At 69.5% G+C, this 17,611-nt stretch carries 15 protein-coding genes; 8 read left to right on the forward strand and 7 right to left on the reverse strand.

Features of this window, described 5'->3' with window-relative positions; all coding sequences use genetic code 11:
• Nucleotides 1–28: 28 nt before the first annotated feature.
• The 5 genes from AB0N80_RS10250 to sdhC form a co-directional block, all read right to left on the reverse strand.
• On the reverse strand, nt 29–1,228 hold the full coding sequence (locus tag AB0N80_RS10250; protein WP_363393210.1) for a YihY/virulence factor BrkB family protein: 1,200 nt from the start codon (nt 1,226–1,228) through the stop codon (nt 29–31).
• Nucleotides 1,229–1,429: 201 nt separating this feature from the next.
• The gene (locus AB0N80_RS10255; RefSeq protein WP_116536175.1) at nt 1,430–2,215 is read right to left on the reverse strand and encodes a succinate dehydrogenase iron-sulfur subunit; all 786 of its coding nucleotides are present in this window, start codon (nt 2,213–2,215) and stop codon (nt 1,430–1,432) included.
• A gap of 1 nt (nt 2,216) precedes the next feature.
• Nucleotides 2,217–4,046: a succinate dehydrogenase flavoprotein subunit gene (gene sdhA / locus AB0N80_RS10260; RefSeq protein ID WP_315993380.1), complete on the reverse strand. Its 1,830-nt coding sequence runs from the start codon at nt 4,044–4,046 to the stop codon at nt 2,217–2,219.
• A gap of 46 nt (nt 4,047–4,092) precedes the next feature.
• Entirely contained in the window at nt 4,093–4,551 is a 459-nt protein-coding gene (locus AB0N80_RS10265; protein ID WP_315993379.1) for a succinate dehydrogenase hydrophobic membrane anchor subunit, read from the reverse strand.
• Complete coding sequence (gene sdhC, locus AB0N80_RS10270; protein WP_074615813.1) at nt 4,551–4,985, reverse strand: succinate dehydrogenase, cytochrome b556 subunit; 435 nt, start codon at nt 4,983–4,985, stop codon at nt 4,551–4,553. Before sdhC ends, AB0N80_RS10265 begins: the two co-directional genes overlap by 1 nt.
• Before the next feature lie 227 nt (nt 4,986–5,212).
• Here sdhC and AB0N80_RS10275 point away from each other — a divergent pair, with 227 nt between their 5' ends.
• The 8 genes from AB0N80_RS10275 (at nt 5,213) to AB0N80_RS10310 (ending at nt 14,881) form a co-directional block, all read left to right on the forward strand.
• The gene (locus tag AB0N80_RS10275; RefSeq protein ID WP_076674157.1) at nt 5,213–6,331 is read left to right on the forward strand and encodes a mannose-1-phosphate guanylyltransferase; all 1,119 of its coding nucleotides are present in this window, start codon (nt 5,213–5,215) and stop codon (nt 6,329–6,331) included.
• Nucleotides 6,332–6,555: 224 nt separating this feature from the next.
• Nucleotides 6,556–7,662 carry a BMP family ABC transporter substrate-binding protein gene (locus tag AB0N80_RS10280; RefSeq protein WP_315993378.1) on the forward strand — a complete coding sequence of 369 codons (1,107 nt, stop codon included), beginning with the start codon at nt 6,556–6,558 and terminating at the stop codon, nt 7,660–7,662.
• Between the two features lie 163 nt (nt 7,663–7,825).
• On the forward strand, nt 7,826–9,346 hold the full coding sequence (locus AB0N80_RS10285; protein WP_315993377.1) for an ABC transporter ATP-binding protein: 1,521 nt from the start codon (nt 7,826–7,828) through the stop codon (nt 9,344–9,346).
• Nucleotides 9,343–10,707, forward strand: a complete 1,365-nt coding sequence (locus AB0N80_RS10290) for an ABC transporter permease (RefSeq protein WP_315993376.1) — start codon at nt 9,343–9,345, stop codon at nt 10,705–10,707. The genes AB0N80_RS10285 and AB0N80_RS10290 overlap by 4 nt, the downstream gene beginning before the upstream one ends.
• The gene (locus tag AB0N80_RS10295; RefSeq protein ID WP_315993375.1) at nt 10,704–11,999 is read left to right on the forward strand and encodes an ABC transporter permease; all 1,296 of its coding nucleotides are present in this window, start codon (nt 10,704–10,706) and stop codon (nt 11,997–11,999) included. The genes AB0N80_RS10290 and AB0N80_RS10295 overlap by 4 nt, the downstream gene beginning before the upstream one ends.
• A gap of 43 nt (nt 12,000–12,042) precedes the next feature.
• Entirely contained in the window at nt 12,043–12,444 is a 402-nt protein-coding gene (locus AB0N80_RS10300; protein WP_298874382.1) for a cytidine deaminase, read from the forward strand.
• Nucleotides 12,441–13,742 (forward strand): thymidine phosphorylase, encoded by a 1,302-nt coding sequence (locus tag AB0N80_RS10305; protein WP_363578680.1) that lies wholly within the window; start codon nt 12,441–12,443, stop codon nt 13,740–13,742. The genes AB0N80_RS10300 and AB0N80_RS10305 overlap by 4 nt, the downstream gene beginning before the upstream one ends.
• A 26-nt stretch (nt 13,743–13,768) precedes the next feature.
• Nucleotides 13,769–14,881, forward strand: coding sequence for an adenosine deaminase (locus AB0N80_RS10310; protein WP_363578681.1), 1,113 nt, complete (start codon nt 13,769–13,771; stop codon nt 14,879–14,881).
• Nucleotides 14,882–15,177: 296 nt separating this feature from the next.
• Here the strand turns inward: AB0N80_RS10310 and AB0N80_RS10315 are convergent, their stop codons facing one another.
• Together AB0N80_RS10315 and AB0N80_RS10320 are read right to left on the reverse strand one after the other, a co-directional pair.
• A complete protein-coding gene (locus tag AB0N80_RS10315; RefSeq protein WP_363578682.1) occupies nt 15,178–15,858 on the reverse strand; it encodes a response regulator in 681 nt (226 codons plus the stop codon).
• Nucleotides 15,858–17,444, reverse strand: a complete 1,587-nt coding sequence (locus AB0N80_RS10320; RefSeq protein ID WP_363578683.1) for an ATP-binding protein — start codon at nt 17,442–17,444, stop codon at nt 15,858–15,860. Before AB0N80_RS10320 ends, AB0N80_RS10315 begins: the two co-directional genes overlap by 1 nt.
• Between the last annotated feature and the right edge of the window lie 167 nt (nt 17,445–17,611).

Here is a 17,611-nt window from a genome sequence, read left to right on the forward strand (position 1 = left end):
CTCCGGGCTGGACAGCCGCCCGCGGTCCTCAGTCGAGGACGAGCGTCGTGCGCCGTGGGGCCGGCACGTCGGCCTCGGCGCGGGCGAGCACCTTCTCGGCCGCCGCGAGCCGTCGGCGTGCGCGCCATCGCCAGGGCCAGCGCGCCAGCGCCAGCGCCTTCTCCGCCTCGCGCACCCCCACCTGCGCGGCGATGACGAGCGCCGCCTGCTCCATCGCCCGGCGGTCCTCGGGGGAGCGCAGAGGGACGTCGCGGTCGCCCGCGGCCACGGCGATCCAGGCGGCCGACACGAGGATGACGATGCCGATGAACCGGAACCACAGCAGGAAGCCGATGAGCACTGTGAAGGTCGCCAGGAGCGGGTTCGACGGCGTGTACACGAACAGGAACCCGGCGCCGACCTGCAGCACCACGATGCCCGTCGCCCCGACGACGGCTCCCGGCCAGGCGCGGCGCCACGACAGCGTCGTCCCCGTCAGGAAACGGAACAGCGAGGCGAGCGCCACCGTGTTGATGCCGAACGCGACGACGAGCGACACCAGACGTGCGCCGATCGACCAACCGAGGGTTTCGCGGTCCCAGCCGATGAGGCCGAAGATCAGGTCGACGGCACCGGTCGTGACCGACCCCAGCAGGGCACCCACGAGCAGAGAGACCCCGAAGAGCACGGATGCCACGAAGTCACGCGCCTTGAGCATGACGTAGTTGCGCAGGTCGAAGGGCAGGCCGAAGGTGTCGCGCACGGCGCGCCGGGTGAACGTGACGAACCCGATCGCGGTCCACACGACCACGACGACGGCCACGATGCCGGTGATGGTCAGCAGACGTCCGCTCTCCTGGGCGACGGCCTCGACCTGGTCGCGGTCGACGAGGCCGTTCTTGCTGATCAGGCCCGGGATGTAGCTGTTGATGATGCGGATGAGACCGTCGATCGCTGCGGTGCTGCCGCCCAGCCAGATCCCCACGCCCGCGAACGCGAGATAGAGCGCCGAGAACACCGCGAAGAGTCCCTGGTAGCTCATCCCCGCGGCGAGCAGGAACCCGTTGTGCCGCAGGAAGTGCCGCCACACCCGGATCGGGAACCACTGCGCGATCTTCGCCGCGCGCGCGATCGGCTGATCCAGCCGCTCCCGCACCGCGACCTGCGCCGCTTCGAACCTGTTGCGCAGGGACGGGTCGTCGTCGCGCACCGCGGGCAGCGGTCGCGGGTCGGCGTGCGTCTCGGTCACCCGTCGAGCCTAATGAATGGATGCCGAGGCCTCGGCGTCCCCCGGGCCACGGCATCCGCCCGCCCCTGCGTGAGTCGCCGGGATCTGTCGCTTCCGCGGGCATCGACGCGACGATTTCCGGCGACTCACGCGAGAGAGGGTCGCCGCGAACGCCGAACGGCGGGTCCGCCTGCGCGCACCCGCCGTTCGAGAGGGGAGGGGTCAGCGACCGCCGCGGAGGACGGCCTGCTTGACCTCGGCGATGGCCTTGGTGACCTCGATGCCACGGGGGCACGCCTCGGTGCAGTTGAAGGTGGTGCGGCAGCGCCACACGCCCTCTTTGTCGTTGAGGATGTCGAGGCGCACGTCGCCTGCGTCGTCGCGCGAGTCGAAGATGAAGCGGTGCGCGTTGACGATCGCAGCGGGGCCGAAGTACTGCCCGTCGGTCCAGAACACGGGGCACGACGAGGTGCACGCGGCGCACAGGATGCACTTCGTGGTGTCGTCGAAGACCTCGCGGTCGACGATCGACTGCACCCGCTCCTTGCCCGCCTCGGGCTTCGAGTTCGAGATCAGGAAGGGCTGCACCTCGCGGTAGGAGGCGAAGAACGGCTCCATGTCGACGATGAGGTCCTTCTCGAGGGGGAGACCCTTGATCGCCTCGACGTAGATCGGCTGCGAGATGTCGAGATCCTTGATTAGGGTCTTGCAGGCGAGGCGGTTGCGACCGTTGATGCGCATGGCATCCGAACCGCAGATGCCGTGCGCGCACGAGCGGCGGAACGACAGCGAGCCGTCGACCTCCCACTTGATCTTGTGCAGGGCGTCGAGCACGCGGTCGGTGGAGTACAACTCCACGTCGTAGTCGACCCAGCGGGGCTCGTCGTCGACCTCGGGGTCGAAGCGGCGGATGTTGAAGGTGACGAGGAACGACTGGATGCCGGTGTCCTCAGGAGTCTGCTCGACCTCTTCCGAGGTGTCGACCTGCTCGATGACGGTGGATGCCATCTCAGTACTTCCTCTCCAGCGGCGGGTAGCGCAGCTCCCCGGCCTCGTTCTTGGTGAAGACCACGGGCTTCCAGCCGAGTTCGATGTGGTCGGCGGGGTGCGACGAGTGGGGGTCGCCCGACAGGTACGCCATGGTGTGCTGCATGTAGTTCTCGTCGTCGCGCGTCGGGAAGTCGTCGCGCATGTGACCGCCGCGGCTCTCCTCGCGGTTCTGCGCCGAGTAGACGACGACCTCGGCGAGGTCGAGCAGGAAGCCCAGTTCGACGGCCTCGAGCAGGTCGGTGTTGAAGCGCCTGCCCTTGTCGTCGACGTGGATGTTCTTGTAGCGCTCGCGGAGGTCCGCGATCACGTCCATGACGTGCGCGAGGGACTCGTGCGTGCGGAACACCTGCGCGCCCTTGTCCATCTCGTCCTGCAGCGTCTTGCGCAGCACCGCGATGCGCTCGGTGCCGCTGTTGTTGCGCAGGCCCTCGATGAGGCCGCGCACCTCGGCGGCGGGGTCTTCGGGCAGCGGAACGAAGTCGGCGGTCTTGACGTACTCGACGGCGTTGCGACCGGCGCGCTTGCCGAAGACGTTGATGTCGAGCAGCGAGTTGGTGCCCAGGCGGTTCGAGCCGTGCACCGAGACGCACGCGCACTCGCCGGCCGCGTAGAGGCCCGGCACGACCGTGTCGTTGTCGGCGAGCACCTCGGCCTTGATGTTGGTCGGGATGCCGCCCATCGCGTAGTGCGCGGTCGGCATGACCGGGACCGGCTCGACGACCGGGTCGACGCCCAGGTAGGTGCGGGCGAACTCGGTGATGTCGGGGAGCTTGGTCTCCAGCACCTCGGCGCCCAGGTGGGTGCAGTCCAGCAGCACGTAGTCGCGGTGGGGGCCTGCTCCGCGGCCCTCGGCCACCTCCTGGACCATGCAGCGGGCGACGATGTCGCGGGGCGCGAGGTCTTTGATGGTGGGGGCGTAGCGCTCCATGAAGCGCTCACCGCTGGCGTTGCGCAGGATCGCGCCCTCACCGCGGGCACCTTCGGTCAGCAGGATGCCGAGACCGGCGAGACCGGTCGGGTGGAACTGGAAGAACTCCATGTCCTCCAGCGGCAGGCCCTTGCGCCAGACGATGCCGACGCCGTCGCCGGTGAGGGTGTGGGCGTTGGAGGTGGTCTTGAAGATCTTGCCGAAGCCGCCGGTGGCGAAGACCACGGCCTTGGACTGGAACACGTGCAGTTCGCCGGTGGCGAGGTCGTAGGCGACGACGCCGGCGACCTGCGTCTTGCCCGCGGCATCCTTCACCGTGATGAGGTCGAGCACGTAGAACTCGTTGAAGAAGTTGATGCCGAGCTTCACGCAGTTCTGGAACAGCGTCTGCAGGATCATGTGGCCGGTGCGGTCGGCCGCGTAGCACGCGCGGCGCACGGGCGTCTTGCCGTGGTCGGCCGTGTGACCGCCGAAGCGGCGCTGGTCGATCTTGCCCTCGGGCGTGCGGTTGAAGGGCAGGCCCATGTTCTCGAGGTCGATGACGGCGTCGATGGCCTCTTTGGCGAGGATCTCCGCGGCATCCTGGTCGACGAGGTAGTCGCCGCCCTTGATGGTGTCGAAGGTGTGCCACTCCCAGGAGTCCTCTTCGACGTTCGCGAGCGCGGCCGCCATGCCGCCCTGCGCCGCACCGGTGTGCGAGCGCGTGGGGTAGAGCTTCGAGATGACGGCGGTCTTCGCGCCGGGGCCGGCCTCGATGGCCGCGCGCATTCCTGCGCCGCCCGCGCCGACGATGACGACGTCGAACTGGTGGTAGTGGACGCCGTCTTTGACGATCGAGTCCGAGCTGGTCTGAGTGCTCACGTGTGCGATACCTCTGCTGTCAGGGGAAAGAAGGGATGCCGTCGGCTCAGGCCGCCTGGCACACGTCCCACAGGGAGCTGCTCTCGGTCACGCCGAGGCAGGGGTCGAAGGTGAAGACGACGAGCGTGCCGAGCAGGATGAGGAACCCGGCCGACACCCACAGCGAGCCCACGAGAATCGTGCGGATGCGGGCGTTCGTGACGTAGTCGTTCACGATCGTGCGCATGCCGTTGGCGCCGTGGATGAGGGCCAGCCAGAGCATCAGCACGTCCCACCACTGCCAGAACGGCGAGGCGAGCTTGCCCGCGACGAACGCGAAGTCGATCTGGTGGATGCCCTCGCCCGTCATGAGGTTGACGAAGAGGTGGCCGAAGATCAGGACGATCAGCAGCACGCCGGAGGCGCGCATGTAGATCCAGCCCCACTTCTCGAGATTGGTGCCCTTCTTGCGCACGGAGGGCGTGCGGGGCGCGGGGATCGTGGCGGCTTCTTGGGCGACGGACATCAGTGGCTCCCGGTGACGGCGCTGAAGACGTTGATCAGGTGGCGCGGGGTGAACCCGAGCATGGTGACGACCCAGAGACCGAGCACGCCCCACCACAGCTGGCGCTGGTGGCGCGTGGCCCACGGCCAGAAGTCGACCAGGATGATGCGCAGGCCGTTGAACGCGTGGTACGCGATCGCGCCGACCAGGGCCACCTCGCCGAGACCCATGACCGGGTTCTTGTAGGTGCCGATGACGGCGTCGTACGCCTCGGGCGAGACCCGGATGAGCGCCGTGTCGAGGATGTGCACGAGGAGGAAGAAGAAGATCGCCACGCCGGTGATGCGGTGAAGGACCCACGACCACATGCCCTCACGGCCGCGGTAGAGAGTGCCGCGAGGCCTCTTCGAAGTGGTCTCTTTCACCGACGGCGTGGCACGTGCTGGTGCTGACACGGTCGTCCTCCCTGATCGAACACGGTGTGGGACCCACGCGGGTCCGAGCGTCACACGGGCGCCATCGAATACTACGTCCGGCCTATGAACGGCGGGGATTAGGGCCGCCTAAGACTCTCTCGACATCGAGATATCTTCGGATGCCGCCGACGCCGCGTTCCGGTGCCGTCGATCACCCGTCACCGCGCGGAAAAGCGCGCGTGCGCGCGGGCAGTAGGGTCGGAGCCATGGCCGACATCGCTATCGACGACTTCTACGCCGTGATCCCCGCCGGTGGGATCGGCAGCCGCCTGTGGCCGCTGTCGCGCGCCGACGCCCCCAAGTTCCTCCACGACCTCACCGGGTCGGGCCAGACGCTGCTGCGCGACACGTGGGATCGCCTCGCCCCGCTCTCGGGTGCCGACCGCATCGCCGTCGTGACGGGCCGTGCCCACCGCGCGGCCGTCGAACGGGAGCTCCCCGGCGTCCCCGACCACAACGTCTTCCTCGAATCGGAGCCGCGCGACTCCTCCGCGGCGATCGGTCTCGCCGCCGCCATCCTAGTGCGCCGCGAGCCCGACGTCATCATCGGCTCGTTCGCCGCCGACCACGTCATCCGCCAGACCCGTCAGTTCGACTTCGCCGTTCGTCAGGCCGTGGCCGTCGCACGGGCCGGATACATCTGCACCATCGGCATCCAGCCGAGCGAGCCCTCCGTCGGCTTCGGCTACATCAAGCAGTCCGACGAGCTCATCGTCGACGACGCCCCCGAGGCGTACATGGTCGAGCGCTTCGTCGAGAAGCCCGACCTCGACACCGCGAAGGAGTACTTCTCGGACCGCGCGTACCTCTGGAACGCGGGCATGTTCATCACCCGCGCCGACGTGCTGCTCGCCGAGCTCGCCGTAAACGAGCCCGAGCTGCATGCGGGGCTGCTCGAGCTCGCCGAGGCGTGGGACGACCGCGATCGTCGCGGCCCCGCGGTCGACCGCATCTGGCCGGGACTGAAGAAGATCGCCATCGACTACTCCGTCGCCGAGCCGGCCGCCGAGAAGGGGCGCCTGGCGGTCATCCCGGGGCACTTCGATTGGGACGACGTGGGGGACTTCGCGAGCCTGTCGAAACTCAACTCCTCGGGCGGCCGCAACGAGCTGGCGATCCTCGGTGAGGACGCCCGCGTGCTCTCCGACGCCTCCAGCGGCATCGTCGTCTCGCAGACCAAGCGCGTGATCAGCCTCATCGGCGTGCGCGACATCGTCGTGGTCGACACCCCGGACGCGCTCCTGGTGACCACGAGCGAGAACGCGCAGCGCGTGAAGGGCGTCGTCGACGCCCTCAAGCTCACCGGCCGCGGCGACGTCCTCTGACACGGCAGGCCTCGGCTCGGACGCCGCTGACACCGGATGCCGCCCCGCGTGGCATCCAGTGTCTCGCCCGCTGTGGCGTGTGGCGGTCGCGTGACGCGAGATTGCGTCTTTGTAACCATTGATGCGCGCGAGGCTCTCGGGGACGCAAGCCCGCCGACACAGTAGGTAACGTGACGGGATCGTCCCCCGAACCCGTTGGGGGCATCCGTCTTGGAGGACCATTCGTGAAGACCACGAAGAAGGCCGTCGTCAGCGGCCTCGCCATGATCGGCGCCGCGGCGCTGCTCGCCGGTTGCGGCGCCGCACCCGAGAGCAACGGCGCATCCGGTGGTGCCGCCGCCGGCGCCAGCGACTACCTGCCCTGCATGGTGTCCGACTCGGGTGGATTCGACGACAAGTCGTTCAACCAGCTCGGCAAGGAGGGCCTCGACGCCGCCGCTTCCGAGCTCGGCTCGAAGAAGCCCATCGAGGTGCAGTCGCAGTCCGAGACCGACTTCGCGTCGAACCTGCAGAACCTCGTCGACCAGGGCTGCAACACCATCATCACCGTCGGCTTCCTGCTCGCCCCCGCCGCGCTTGAGTCCGCCACGGCGAACCCCGACCTGCAGTACGTCTCGATCGACGACACCGTCGACCAGAACTTCGACGGCACCACCGACGCCCCGAACATCAAGCCGATCATCTTCGACACCGCTCAGGCGGCGTACCTCGCCGGCTACCTGGCCGCGGGCACGTCGAAGACCGGCGTCGTCGGCACCTTCGGCGGCATGAACATCCCGACCGTGACGATCTTCATGGACGGCTTCGCCCAGGGCGTCGAGAAGTACAACACCGACAACAACGCGTCCGTGCGCGTCGTCGGGTGGGACCGCACCGCCAAGGACGGCTCGTTCACCGGTGGCTTCGAGGCCAACGACACCGCGCGCCAGACCGCGCAGGCGATCATCGACCAGAACGTCGACGTGCTGCTGCCCGTCGGTGGCCCGATCTACCAGTCGGCCGCCGTCGCCATCCAGGACTCCGGCCGCGAGATCGCGCTCGTCGGCGTGGACGCCGACGTGTACGAGACCGACCCCGGCATCGGCGACCTGCTGCTGACCTCGATCCTCAAGGGCATCGACGTGGGCACCAAGGACGCGATCGTCGCCGCGGGCGAGGGCTCGTTCGACACCGCCCCGTTCGTCGGCACGCTCGAGAACGACGGCGTGGGCCTGGCCCCGTTCCACGACTGGTCCGACCGTGTCCCGGCCGACCTGTCGTCGAAGGTCGACGCGCTGAAGGCCGACGTCATCAGCGGGAAGATCAAGGTCGAGTCCTACCTGGCCGGCTGAGAGAACTCCACTCTCCAGGGGAGGCCGGCGCGATGCCGGCCTCCCCTCCTCATGGAGTGGGCGCCCTGCGCCCCTCCTCCTCAGACGCCGATCCGCTCACGAGGCGGGTCGGTCTCGTCGGACGCCTCCCTCGTCCGATGCCACAGAACTTAGGATCGGGAACATGAAGCTCGAACTCCGCGGGATCACGAAAACCTTCGGGTCCCTGGTGGCGAACGATCACATCGACCTCACCGTCGAGGCCGGAGAGATCCACTGCCTGCTCGGCGAGAACGGTGCCGGCAAGTCCACCCTGATGAACGTCCTCTACGGCCTCTACCAGGCCGACGGGGGAGAGATCCTGCTCGACGACGCCGTCCAGCATTTCTCCGGTCCCGGCGACGCGATGCGCGCGGGAATCGGCATGGTGCACCAGCACTTCATGCTCATCCCCGTCTTCACGGTGGCTGAGAACGTCATGCTCGGCCACGAGCCCACCAAGGTCGGCGGTCGCCTCGACCTCGCGGCCGCCCGCGCGAAGGTGCGCGAGATCTCCGATCGCTTCGGGTTCGACGTCGACCCCGACGCCCTCGTCGACGACCTGCCCGTCGGCGTGCAGCAGCGCGTCGAGATCATCAAGGCCCTCTCCCGGGATGCCAAGGTGCTCGTCTTCGACGAGCCCACGGCCGTGCTCACCCCGCAGGAGACCGACGAGCTGATGGCGATCATGCGCCAGCTCAAGGCCGCGGGGACCTCGATCGTCTTCATCACCCACAAGCTCCGCGAGGTGCGCGAGGTCGCAGACCGCATCACGGTCATTCGTCTCGGCAAGGTCGTGGGCGAGGCCGACCCGCGCGCCTCGAACGCCGAGCTGGCCTCGCTCATGGTCGGCCGCGCGGTCGAGCTCACCGTGCAGAAGGAGGAGCCGACGCTCGGCGACGTCGGCCTCTCGGTGTCGAACCTCACGGTCGTCGACCCCATCGGACAGCTGGTCGTCAACGACGTGAGCTTCGACGTGCGTCGGGGCGAGGTGCTCGCCATCGCCGGTGTGCAGGGCAACGGTCAGACCGAGCTCACCGAGGCGCTGCTCGGGCTGCAGGAGCGCGTCGAGGGTTCCGTCGTTCTCGACGGGACGGAGCTGAACGGACGGAGCGTGCGCGCGGTCCTCGACGCGGGGGTGGGCTTCGTCCCCGAAGACCGCAAGGAAGACGGTCTGGTGGGGGAGTTCTCCATCGCCGAGAACCTCATGCTCGACCGCGCCGACGGCGCGCCGTTCGTCAAGGGCGGCGCGATCCAGCTGTCCACCCTCGCCGACTTCGCGCGCGAGAAGGTCACCGAGTTCGATGTGCGCACTCCCTCGATCGAGACCCCGGTGGGGCGTCTGTCGGGCGGCAACCAGCAGAAGGTCGTGCTGGCGCGCGAGTTGAGCCGTGACCTGCGCCTGTTCGTCGCGGCCCAGCCGACCCGTGGCGTCGACGTCGGCTCCATCGAATTCATCCACAAGCGCGTCATCGAGACGCGCGACGCCGGAGTCCCCGTCATCGTGGTCTCCACCGAGCTCGACGAGGTGACCGCCCTCGCCGACCGCATCATGGTGATGTACCGCGGTCGCGTCGTGGGCATCGTCCCCGGCGACACCTCGCGCGACGTGCTGGGCCTCATGATGGCCGGCGAAGCGCCCCAGAACGAAGGAGTCGCGGCGTGAGCGATCCGCACAGCCCGCACGACCCGACCGCCGCGCGCGCCGAGCGCGCCGCGGAGGTCGCCGAGGCCGGTCAGGCCGACCTCGCCCTCGAGGGCGAATCCCGCATCGATCCCGCCACGGAGGCACGCGTGGTCGCCCCCGAACCGGCGGACGACGAGAACCGCTGGCGGCGGGCGTTCCGCGAGATCGCCACCGGCAACGCCATCATCTCGGTGCTGGCCGTCATCCTGGCGCTGCTCGTCGGCGCCATCATGATCGCCGCCACCGACGAGAACGTGCAGGCCGCAGCGGGGTACTTCTTCGCGCGACCGGGCGACACCCTCGCCGCCATCTGGCAGTCGGTCTCCGGTGCGTACTCGTCGTTCTTCCAGGGCGCGATCTACAACTTCCGTCGTCCGGAGTTCGCCACCGGCATCCGGCCGTTGACCGAGACGCTCACCTTCGCCACGCCGCTCATCGCGGCCGGTCTCGGTGTCGCCCTGGCCTTCCGCGTCGGCATGTTCAACATCGGTGGTCGCGGCCAGATGCTCGTCGCCGCCGCTGCCGGCGGATGGGTCGCCTTCGCGTTCGACCTGCCGTGGGGCATCCACATGATCGTCGCCCTCGTCGCGGGTGTCGTCGCGGGAGCCGTCTGGGCCGGTATCGCCGGTGTGCTCAAGGCGCGCACCGGGGCGCACGAGGTGATCGTGACGATCATGCTGAACTACGTCGCGTTCTACATCGTGTACTACCTCCTGCGCACCCCCGGGCTGCTGCAGGCACCGGGATCGAACAACCCCACGACCCCTCCGATGAAGGACACCGCGGTGTTCCCCGACCTCTTCGGCTCCGGGTACAACCTGCACTTCGGTTTCGTGCTCTCGCTCGTCGCCGTCGCGGTGGTCTGGTGGATCCTCGAGCGCTCGTCGCTCGGCTTCCGCTTCCGCGCCGTGGGCCTGAACCCGAACGCGGCGCGCGTAGCCGGCATCAACGTGAAGTCGATGTACGTCTACGCGATGCTCATCTCGGGAGCCCTCGTGGGCCTCGCGGGCGTCGACCAGGTGCTCGGCACGGTGACCACCGGCTTCTCGAGCGGCATCGACGCCGGTATCGGCTTCGACGCCATCACCGTGGCCCTGCTCGGTCGTTCCACCCCCGTCGGCGTGCTGGTCGCCGGCATCCTGTTCGGCGCGTTCAAGGCCGGCGGCTTCGCCATGCAGGCGGCCAACGGCGTTCCGGTCGACATCGTCCTGGTCGTGCAGTCGCTCATCGTGCTCTTCATCGCGGCGCCGCCGCTGGTGCGCGCGATCTTCCGTCTGCCGGCCCCCGGGGCGCGCCAGCCCAAGGTGCGCGCCGCCAAGAAGAAGGAGGCGGCCCGGTGAGCACCACCGCCGCACACCCCGAGGCCACGGCTCCGGAGACGCTCGACACCGCTGTCGTCGTCAGCTGGAAGGCGCCCATCGTCTACGGCGTCATCACGGTGCTGGCCGCCGTGCTGTTCATCGTCGCCCGGCAGGACGGCGATGCCGTCTTCCGCATCTCGAGTCCCGGTGAGTTCCTGCAACTGCCCGAGGTCGTCCTCGGCGGCGTCGTCACCGGCATCGTCTGCACGGTGCTGCTCGCCGTGGTCACGCTCGCGAGCGTGATGATGGTGCGGGCACGCCGCCGCCCCCCGATCTGGCTCGCCGTGATCTTCGCCCTCGTCTTCATGGTCGGCTTCCTCACCTGGGCGGCCGCGGGGGCGACCACCTCGGTGATCCCGCTGACCGGTCTGCTGGCCGGTGGACTCAGCCTGTCGGTTCCGCTCATCTTCGGTGCCATGGCGGGTGTGCTCAGCGAGCGCGTCGGCGTCGTGAACATCGCCATCGAGGGCCAGCTGCTCGCGGGGGCGTTCACCTCCGCGATCGTGGCCACCGCGACGGGCAACCCGTTCATCGGGCTGCTCGCGGCCGGGGTCTCCGGCGTGCTCGTGTCGTTCGTGCTGGCTGCCTTCGCGATCAAGTACTTCGTCGACCAGGTCATCGTCGGTGTCGTGCTCAACGTGCTCGTGGTGGGCCTGACGAGCTTCCTGTTCTCGCAGGTCCTCGCGCCCAACGCCGCGACGCTGAACTCGCCGCCCCGCTTTCCGCGTCTGCCCATCCCCTTCCTGGCCGACATCCCGATCATCGGACCGATGCTGTTCAACCAGACCGTCATCGTCTACCTGATGTACGTCACGGTCGCCTTGGTCTACCTCGGGCTGTTCCACACGCGCTGGGGCCTGCGCCTGCGCGCGGTGGGAGAGCACCCCCAGGCCGCCGACACCGTCGGCATCAACATCGCCAAGACGCGCTTCTGGAACGTCTCGCTGGGCGGGGCCATCGCGGGCCTCGGCGGCGCGTTCTTCACGCTCGGCTCGGTCGGCGCCTTCAACAAGGAGATGACGGCGGGTGCCGGTTACATCGCGCTCGCCGCGGTCATCTTCGGCCAGTGGGACCCGATCCGGGCGACGCTCGCGGCTCTGCTGTTCGGCTTCGCATCGAACCTGCAGAACACCCTCGGCGTGATCGGATCGCCCGTGCCCAGCGAGTTCATGCTCATGCTGCCGTACGTCGTGACGATCTTCGCCGTCGCCGGTCTCGTCGGAAAGGTCCGCGGACCCGCGGCCGCCGGCAAACCGTACATCAAGGGCTGACCCAGCCCGCTTCCCCCTTCACGAGAGGACCCCCCGCACCACGATGACCGACATCGATTGGGATGAACTCCGCGCCGCGGCGACGGATGCCATGCACCGCGCGTACGCGCCCTACTCCCGCTTCAAGGTGGGCGCCGCAGCGCTCGTCGCCGACGGGCGCATCGTCTCGGGCTGCAACGTCGAGAACGCCTCGTACGGCGTGACGCTGTGCGCCGAGTGCGGCCTGGTCTCCGAGCTGCACATGTCGGGCGGCGGTCAGCTGGTGGCCTTCGTCTGCGTCGACGGCGAGGGACGCACCCTCATGCCGTGCGGTCGCTGCCGTCAGCTGCTCTTCGAGCACGCGATCCCCGGGATGCTGCTCGAAACGGTCAGCGGCATCCGGACGATCGACGAGGTGCTGCCCGACGCGTTCGGGCCCCGCGACCTCGAGGAGGCGGCGCGATGAGCGGTCAGGGATCGGTGGAGTCGTACGACGCCGTCGACATCATCCGCGCTCAGCGCGACGGACGCGCGATCACCGAGGGCGAGATCCGCTGGCTCGTCGACGCCTACACGCGCGGCTACGTGATGGACGCGCAGATGTCGGCGTTCACGATGGCAGTGCTGCTGAACGGCCTCGGTCGCGACCAGATCCGCGTGCTCACCGACGCCATGATCGCGTCGGGCGAGCGCATGTACTTCTCCTCCCTCGGCAAGGTGACCGTCGACAAGCACTCGACGGGAGGCGTGGGCGACAAGATCACCCTGCCGCTCGCGCCGCTGGTGGCCGCCTTCGGCGTCGCCGTGCCGCAGCTCTCGGGCCGGGGGCTCGGCCACACCGGTGGCACTCTCGACAAGCTCGAGTCGATCCCCGGCTGGCGTGCGGCGCTGTCGAACGACGAGATCATGGCCCAATTGCGTGACGTGGGCGCGGTCATCTGCGCCGCGGGCACGGGGCTCGCCCCCGCCGACAAGAAGCTCTACGCGCTTCGCGACGTCACCGGCACAGTGGAGGCCATCCCGCTCATCGCCTCCAGCATCATGTCGAAGAAGATCGCCGAGGGCACCGACTCGCTCGTGCTCGACGTGAAGTTCGGCTCGGGTGCCTTCATGCAGGACATCGACCGCGCGCGCGAGCTCGCCGAGACGATGGTCGCGCTCGGCACCGACTCGGGTGTGAACACCACCGCGCTGCTCACCGACATGAACACCCCGCTGGGCCTCGCCATCGGCAACGCCAACGAGGTGCGCGAGTCGGTCGAGGTGCTGGCGGGAGGCGGACCCGCCGACGTGGTCGAGCTGACCGTGGCCCTCGCCCGCGAGATGCTCACGCTGGCGGGCCGGCCCGATGCCGACGTCGAGGCGGCGCTTCGCGACGGTCGCGCGATGGACGTGTGGAAGCGCATGATCCGTGCCCAGGACGGCGACCCCGATGCCGCCCTCCCCACTCCGCGCGAGACGCACACGGTCGTCGCCGATCGCTCCGGTGTCGTCACGCGCGTCGACGCCCTGCCCTTCGGCATCGGGGCCTGGCGTCTGGGCGCGGGTCGCGCGCGGGCGGAGGATGCCGTCGTGCACGCGGCGGGTATCGACCTGCACGTGACGGTGGGCCAGTCCATCGCCGCCGGCCAGCCGCTGTTCACCCTGTCGGCCGACGATGAGACGCGCTTCGCGCGCGCCCTCGACGCGGTCGGCGGTGCGTGGGAGATCGGCGACACCGCCCCGGCGGCGACGTCGATCGTGCGCGAACGCATCACCGCGTGATGGCATCCAGCAAGAGGAGCACCCCCATGGGCACAGCCACCGAGGACTTCCGCGTCGACGGCGTGAAAGTGAAGAACCTCCCGAAGGTGTCGCTGCACGATCATCTCGACGGGGGACTGCGTCCGCAGACCGTGCTCGAGCTCGCGGACGAGATCGACCTCGACCTCCCCGCCGACGATGCGAAGGGCTTGAAGGCCTGGTTCAGCGACCACATCGACGGCGGCTCGCTCGAGGACTACCTCGAGAAGTTCGACGTCACGGTGGGCGTCATGCAGACGCGCGAGGGTCTCGTGCGCGTCGCGAAGGAGTTCGTCGAAGACCTCGCCGCCGACGGCGTCGTGTACGGAGAGGTGCGCTGGGCGCCCGAGCAGCACCTGACCCGCGGTCTCAGCCTCGACGACGTCGTGGACGCCGTGCAGGAGGGCATCGAGGAGGGAGAGGATGCCGCGGACGCCCGCGGACACGACATCCGCGTCGGCCAGCTCCTCACCGCGATGCGCCACGCCGACAATTCGCGCGAGATCGCCGAGCTCGCCGTCTCGTGGCGCGGGCGGGGCGTGGTCGGGTTCGACCTCGCGGGGGCGGAGGACGGGTTCCTCCCCAGCCGCCACCGTGCCGCGTTCGACTACCTCGCCGAGCAGTTCTTCCCGACCACGGTGCACGCGGGGGAGGGCGCCGGTCTGGCGTCCATCCGCTCCGCACTGATCGACGGGCGCGCCCTCCGCCTCGGCCACGGTGTGCGCATCGCCAACGACCTCGACGTCGTGTCCCGCGAGGGAGAAGACGTGCAGGTCACGTTCGGCGACCTGGCGCGCTGGGTGCGCGACCGCGAGATCACGCTCGAGCTGTCGCCGACGTCGAACCTGCAGTCGGGCGCCGTCAAAGCCTGGGGCGACACCATGGACGCCCACCCCTTCGACCTGCTGTACCAGCTCGACTTCTCGGTCACGGTGAACGTCGACAACCGCCTGATGAGTGCGACGACGCTCACGCGCGAGCTGGGGCTGCTGGCGGAGGCGTTCGAGTACGGCCTCGACGATCTCGAGGCCTTCCAGCTCAACGCCGCTGCCGGGGCGTTCCTCCCGGTGGAGGAGCGCGAAGAGCTCATCGAGATCATCTCGGACGGCTTCCAGCGCTGAGTCGCGGCGTCGAGTGGCGCGTACCCGCGGATGCGCGCCACGTCGTCGTGCGATGCCCTCGCCCCTGTCGAGTGTCCAGGACACGCCGCCCCGGGCACCGGAACGCGGCGTGTCCTGGACACTCGATGAAGGGGGACCCACGCGTCTCGCTCGCGTCAGCGCGTGCGAGTGTCCGGGACACGCCGCGCCTCGCGCCGGGATGCGGGGTGTCCTGGACACTCGACGAAGGGGATGCCGGGGGGAGGGCGAGAGCCTGCAAGGCGCCGCGCCGCGCCGGGGCGGACGGGGGCCGGGGACTACGCCGGCGGGGTCGCGAGCGTGTAGCGGGTGCTCGGGCGACCGGCGGTGGAGTAATCGAGGGTGCGGACGCACTCGCCGTCGTCGGCGAGGTGCTCCAGATACCGCCGACAGCTCACCCGCGACAGGCCGAGGTGGTCGGCGACTTCGGCCGCGCTCGCCGAGCGGAGGTCGTCGAGCGCGGTACGCACGAGGTCGAGCGTCGGACGCGAGAGCCCTTTCGGCAGCGGGCGTCGCGTCACGGGTCGCAGGACCGCGTCCACGCCCCGCTGGTTGAGCGATCCCTCCATGGCGGCGGACGACCTGCGCTCCGCCAGGACATCGTCGATGCGCGCGTGCAGCTCGCTCGCGGTGAACGGTTTGACGAGGTAGTGCTGCACCCCCATCAGCCGTGCCGTGCGCACGGTGTCGACGTCGCGCGCGGCGGTGACGGCGATCACCTCGGGCTGCACGATCCCGGCATCCGCTCGCACGGCGCGCAGGGCGTCCAGCCCCGAGAAGCCCGGCAGGTGCACGTCGAGGAGCACCAGGTCGGGACGGAGATCGGTGACGGCCGCCACGGCATCCGGACCGCTGCCCGCCGAGCCCACGACCTCGCACGCGGCGTGACCGGCGACGAAGAGGCCGTGCAGCGACGCGACCGCGGGCTGATCGTCGACGACGAGGACGCGCAGGACCATCATGAGACCCTTTCCGGCTCGGGCAGGACGACCTCGAACCGCGCACCGCCGAGCGGGGAGCGCGACACGCGGGCCTCGCCGCCGCGCCGCCGCGCGACGCGCCGCACCAGGGCCAGGCCGATCCCGCGAGCGCGACGACGGGCATCCTTCGTGCTGACGCCCTCGTCGAACACGCGGTCGTGGAGGGAGTCGGGCACCCCCGCGCCGCTGTCGTCGACGACGATGCGCACGGCGGGCGCCGTGGCATCCACCGTCACGCGGAGGCGGTCGCCGGGGCGGCAGGCTTCCAGCGCGTTGTCGACGAGGTTGCCCACCACGGTGACGATGTCGCCGACGGCCTCGGCCGGCGGGGTGCCGTCGGCGATGATCTCGAGCGCGACATCGAGCTCACGCGATCGCGCGAGCTTCACCGACAACAGCGCGGTCAGTTCGCTGCCCAGACCGGCGGCATCCGGACCGAGGTCCAGCGACCCGCCCGGGCGCACGCGCGCGATGAACTCCCGGGCGTCGTCGTAGGCTCCGAGTTCGAGCAGGCCCGAGACCACGTGCAGCGAGTTGGCGAACTCGTGCGCCTGGGCGCGCAGCCCCTCGGTGAGCGATTGCTGGCCGTCCATCTGCCGGAGCGCCTCGTGCAGCTCGCTGTGGTCGCGCAGCAGGAGCGTCGCGCCGACCAGGCGCCCGCGGTCGTCTCGCAGTCCCGTCGAGCGGGCGATCACGGGACGTTCGCCGGCGAGCACGAGGCGCCCCTCGGGCTCGCCGTCCTCCATCACCTGCAGGAGCGGCCCGTCGAGCGTCTCGTCGGCGCGGCGGCCCCGCAGAGCGCCGCGGTCGATGATGCGCTCGGCGGCGTCGTTCGCACTCGTGACGATGCCGCGGTGATCGACGCGGATGACGCCCTCGCTCAGCCGGTGCAGCATCGTCTCGCGCTCGCCGACCATCTCGGCGATCTCGTCGGGTTCGAGCCCGAAGATCCGGCGACGGATGAGGGCCGCGACCCAGGCCGCACCGAAGACCCCCGCCACCGCTGCTCCGCCGAACGCCAGCAGCAGTCCCGGCAGGCGCGACTGCAGGTCGGCCGCGAGCTCGGACTCCAGCACGCCCACCGACACCGACCCGATGATCTCGGCCCCCGCGTCGTCCTCACCGGTGTCGCCGTCGGCGTAGACCGGCACCTTCACCCGGTACGACTCGCCGAGCGTGCCCGTCTCGGTGCCCGACCACACCTGCCCCGAGAGCGGGATCGAGGGGTCTGTCGACACGCTCTCTCCGATGCGGTCGGGGTGAGGGTGCGAGAAGCGGATGCCGTCGACATCGGTGACGACGACGTAGGTCAGCGACGACGCCTCCCGGATCACCTCCGCGACCGGTTGGATCGCGGCCGAGGGGTCGGGGTCGTCGAACGCCTCGACGATGACGGGCAGACGGGCGATCGACAGGGCCACGCCGACCATGCGCTCGCGGTACGAGTCCCGGATCGCGCTCTCCTGGATCCAGACGGCGACGAGGCCGGCACCGAGGGTCACGACGCACACGATCAGCGCCTGCAGCAGCAACAGCTGCAGTCTCAGCGACAGTGCTCGGACCACGCTCCATTGTCTCCCGGGCGTCGACCGCCGCCCACACCCGCCCGCGACCAATAGTTGCCGAACTCGTCGTTACTTGCGCAAGCGAGACGGCATCCGTGCGCTCTGCCTACCGTGAGCGATCAGCGGGGAGGCGACGGCGCCTCCCCCGAACTCGAAGAGGAGTATCG

Source organism: Microbacterium sp. NPDC089188 (assembly GCF_040685155.1).
In the GTDB taxonomy this organism is placed as follows: domain Bacteria; phylum Actinomycetota; class Actinomycetes; order Actinomycetales; family Microbacteriaceae; genus Microbacterium; species Microbacterium galbum.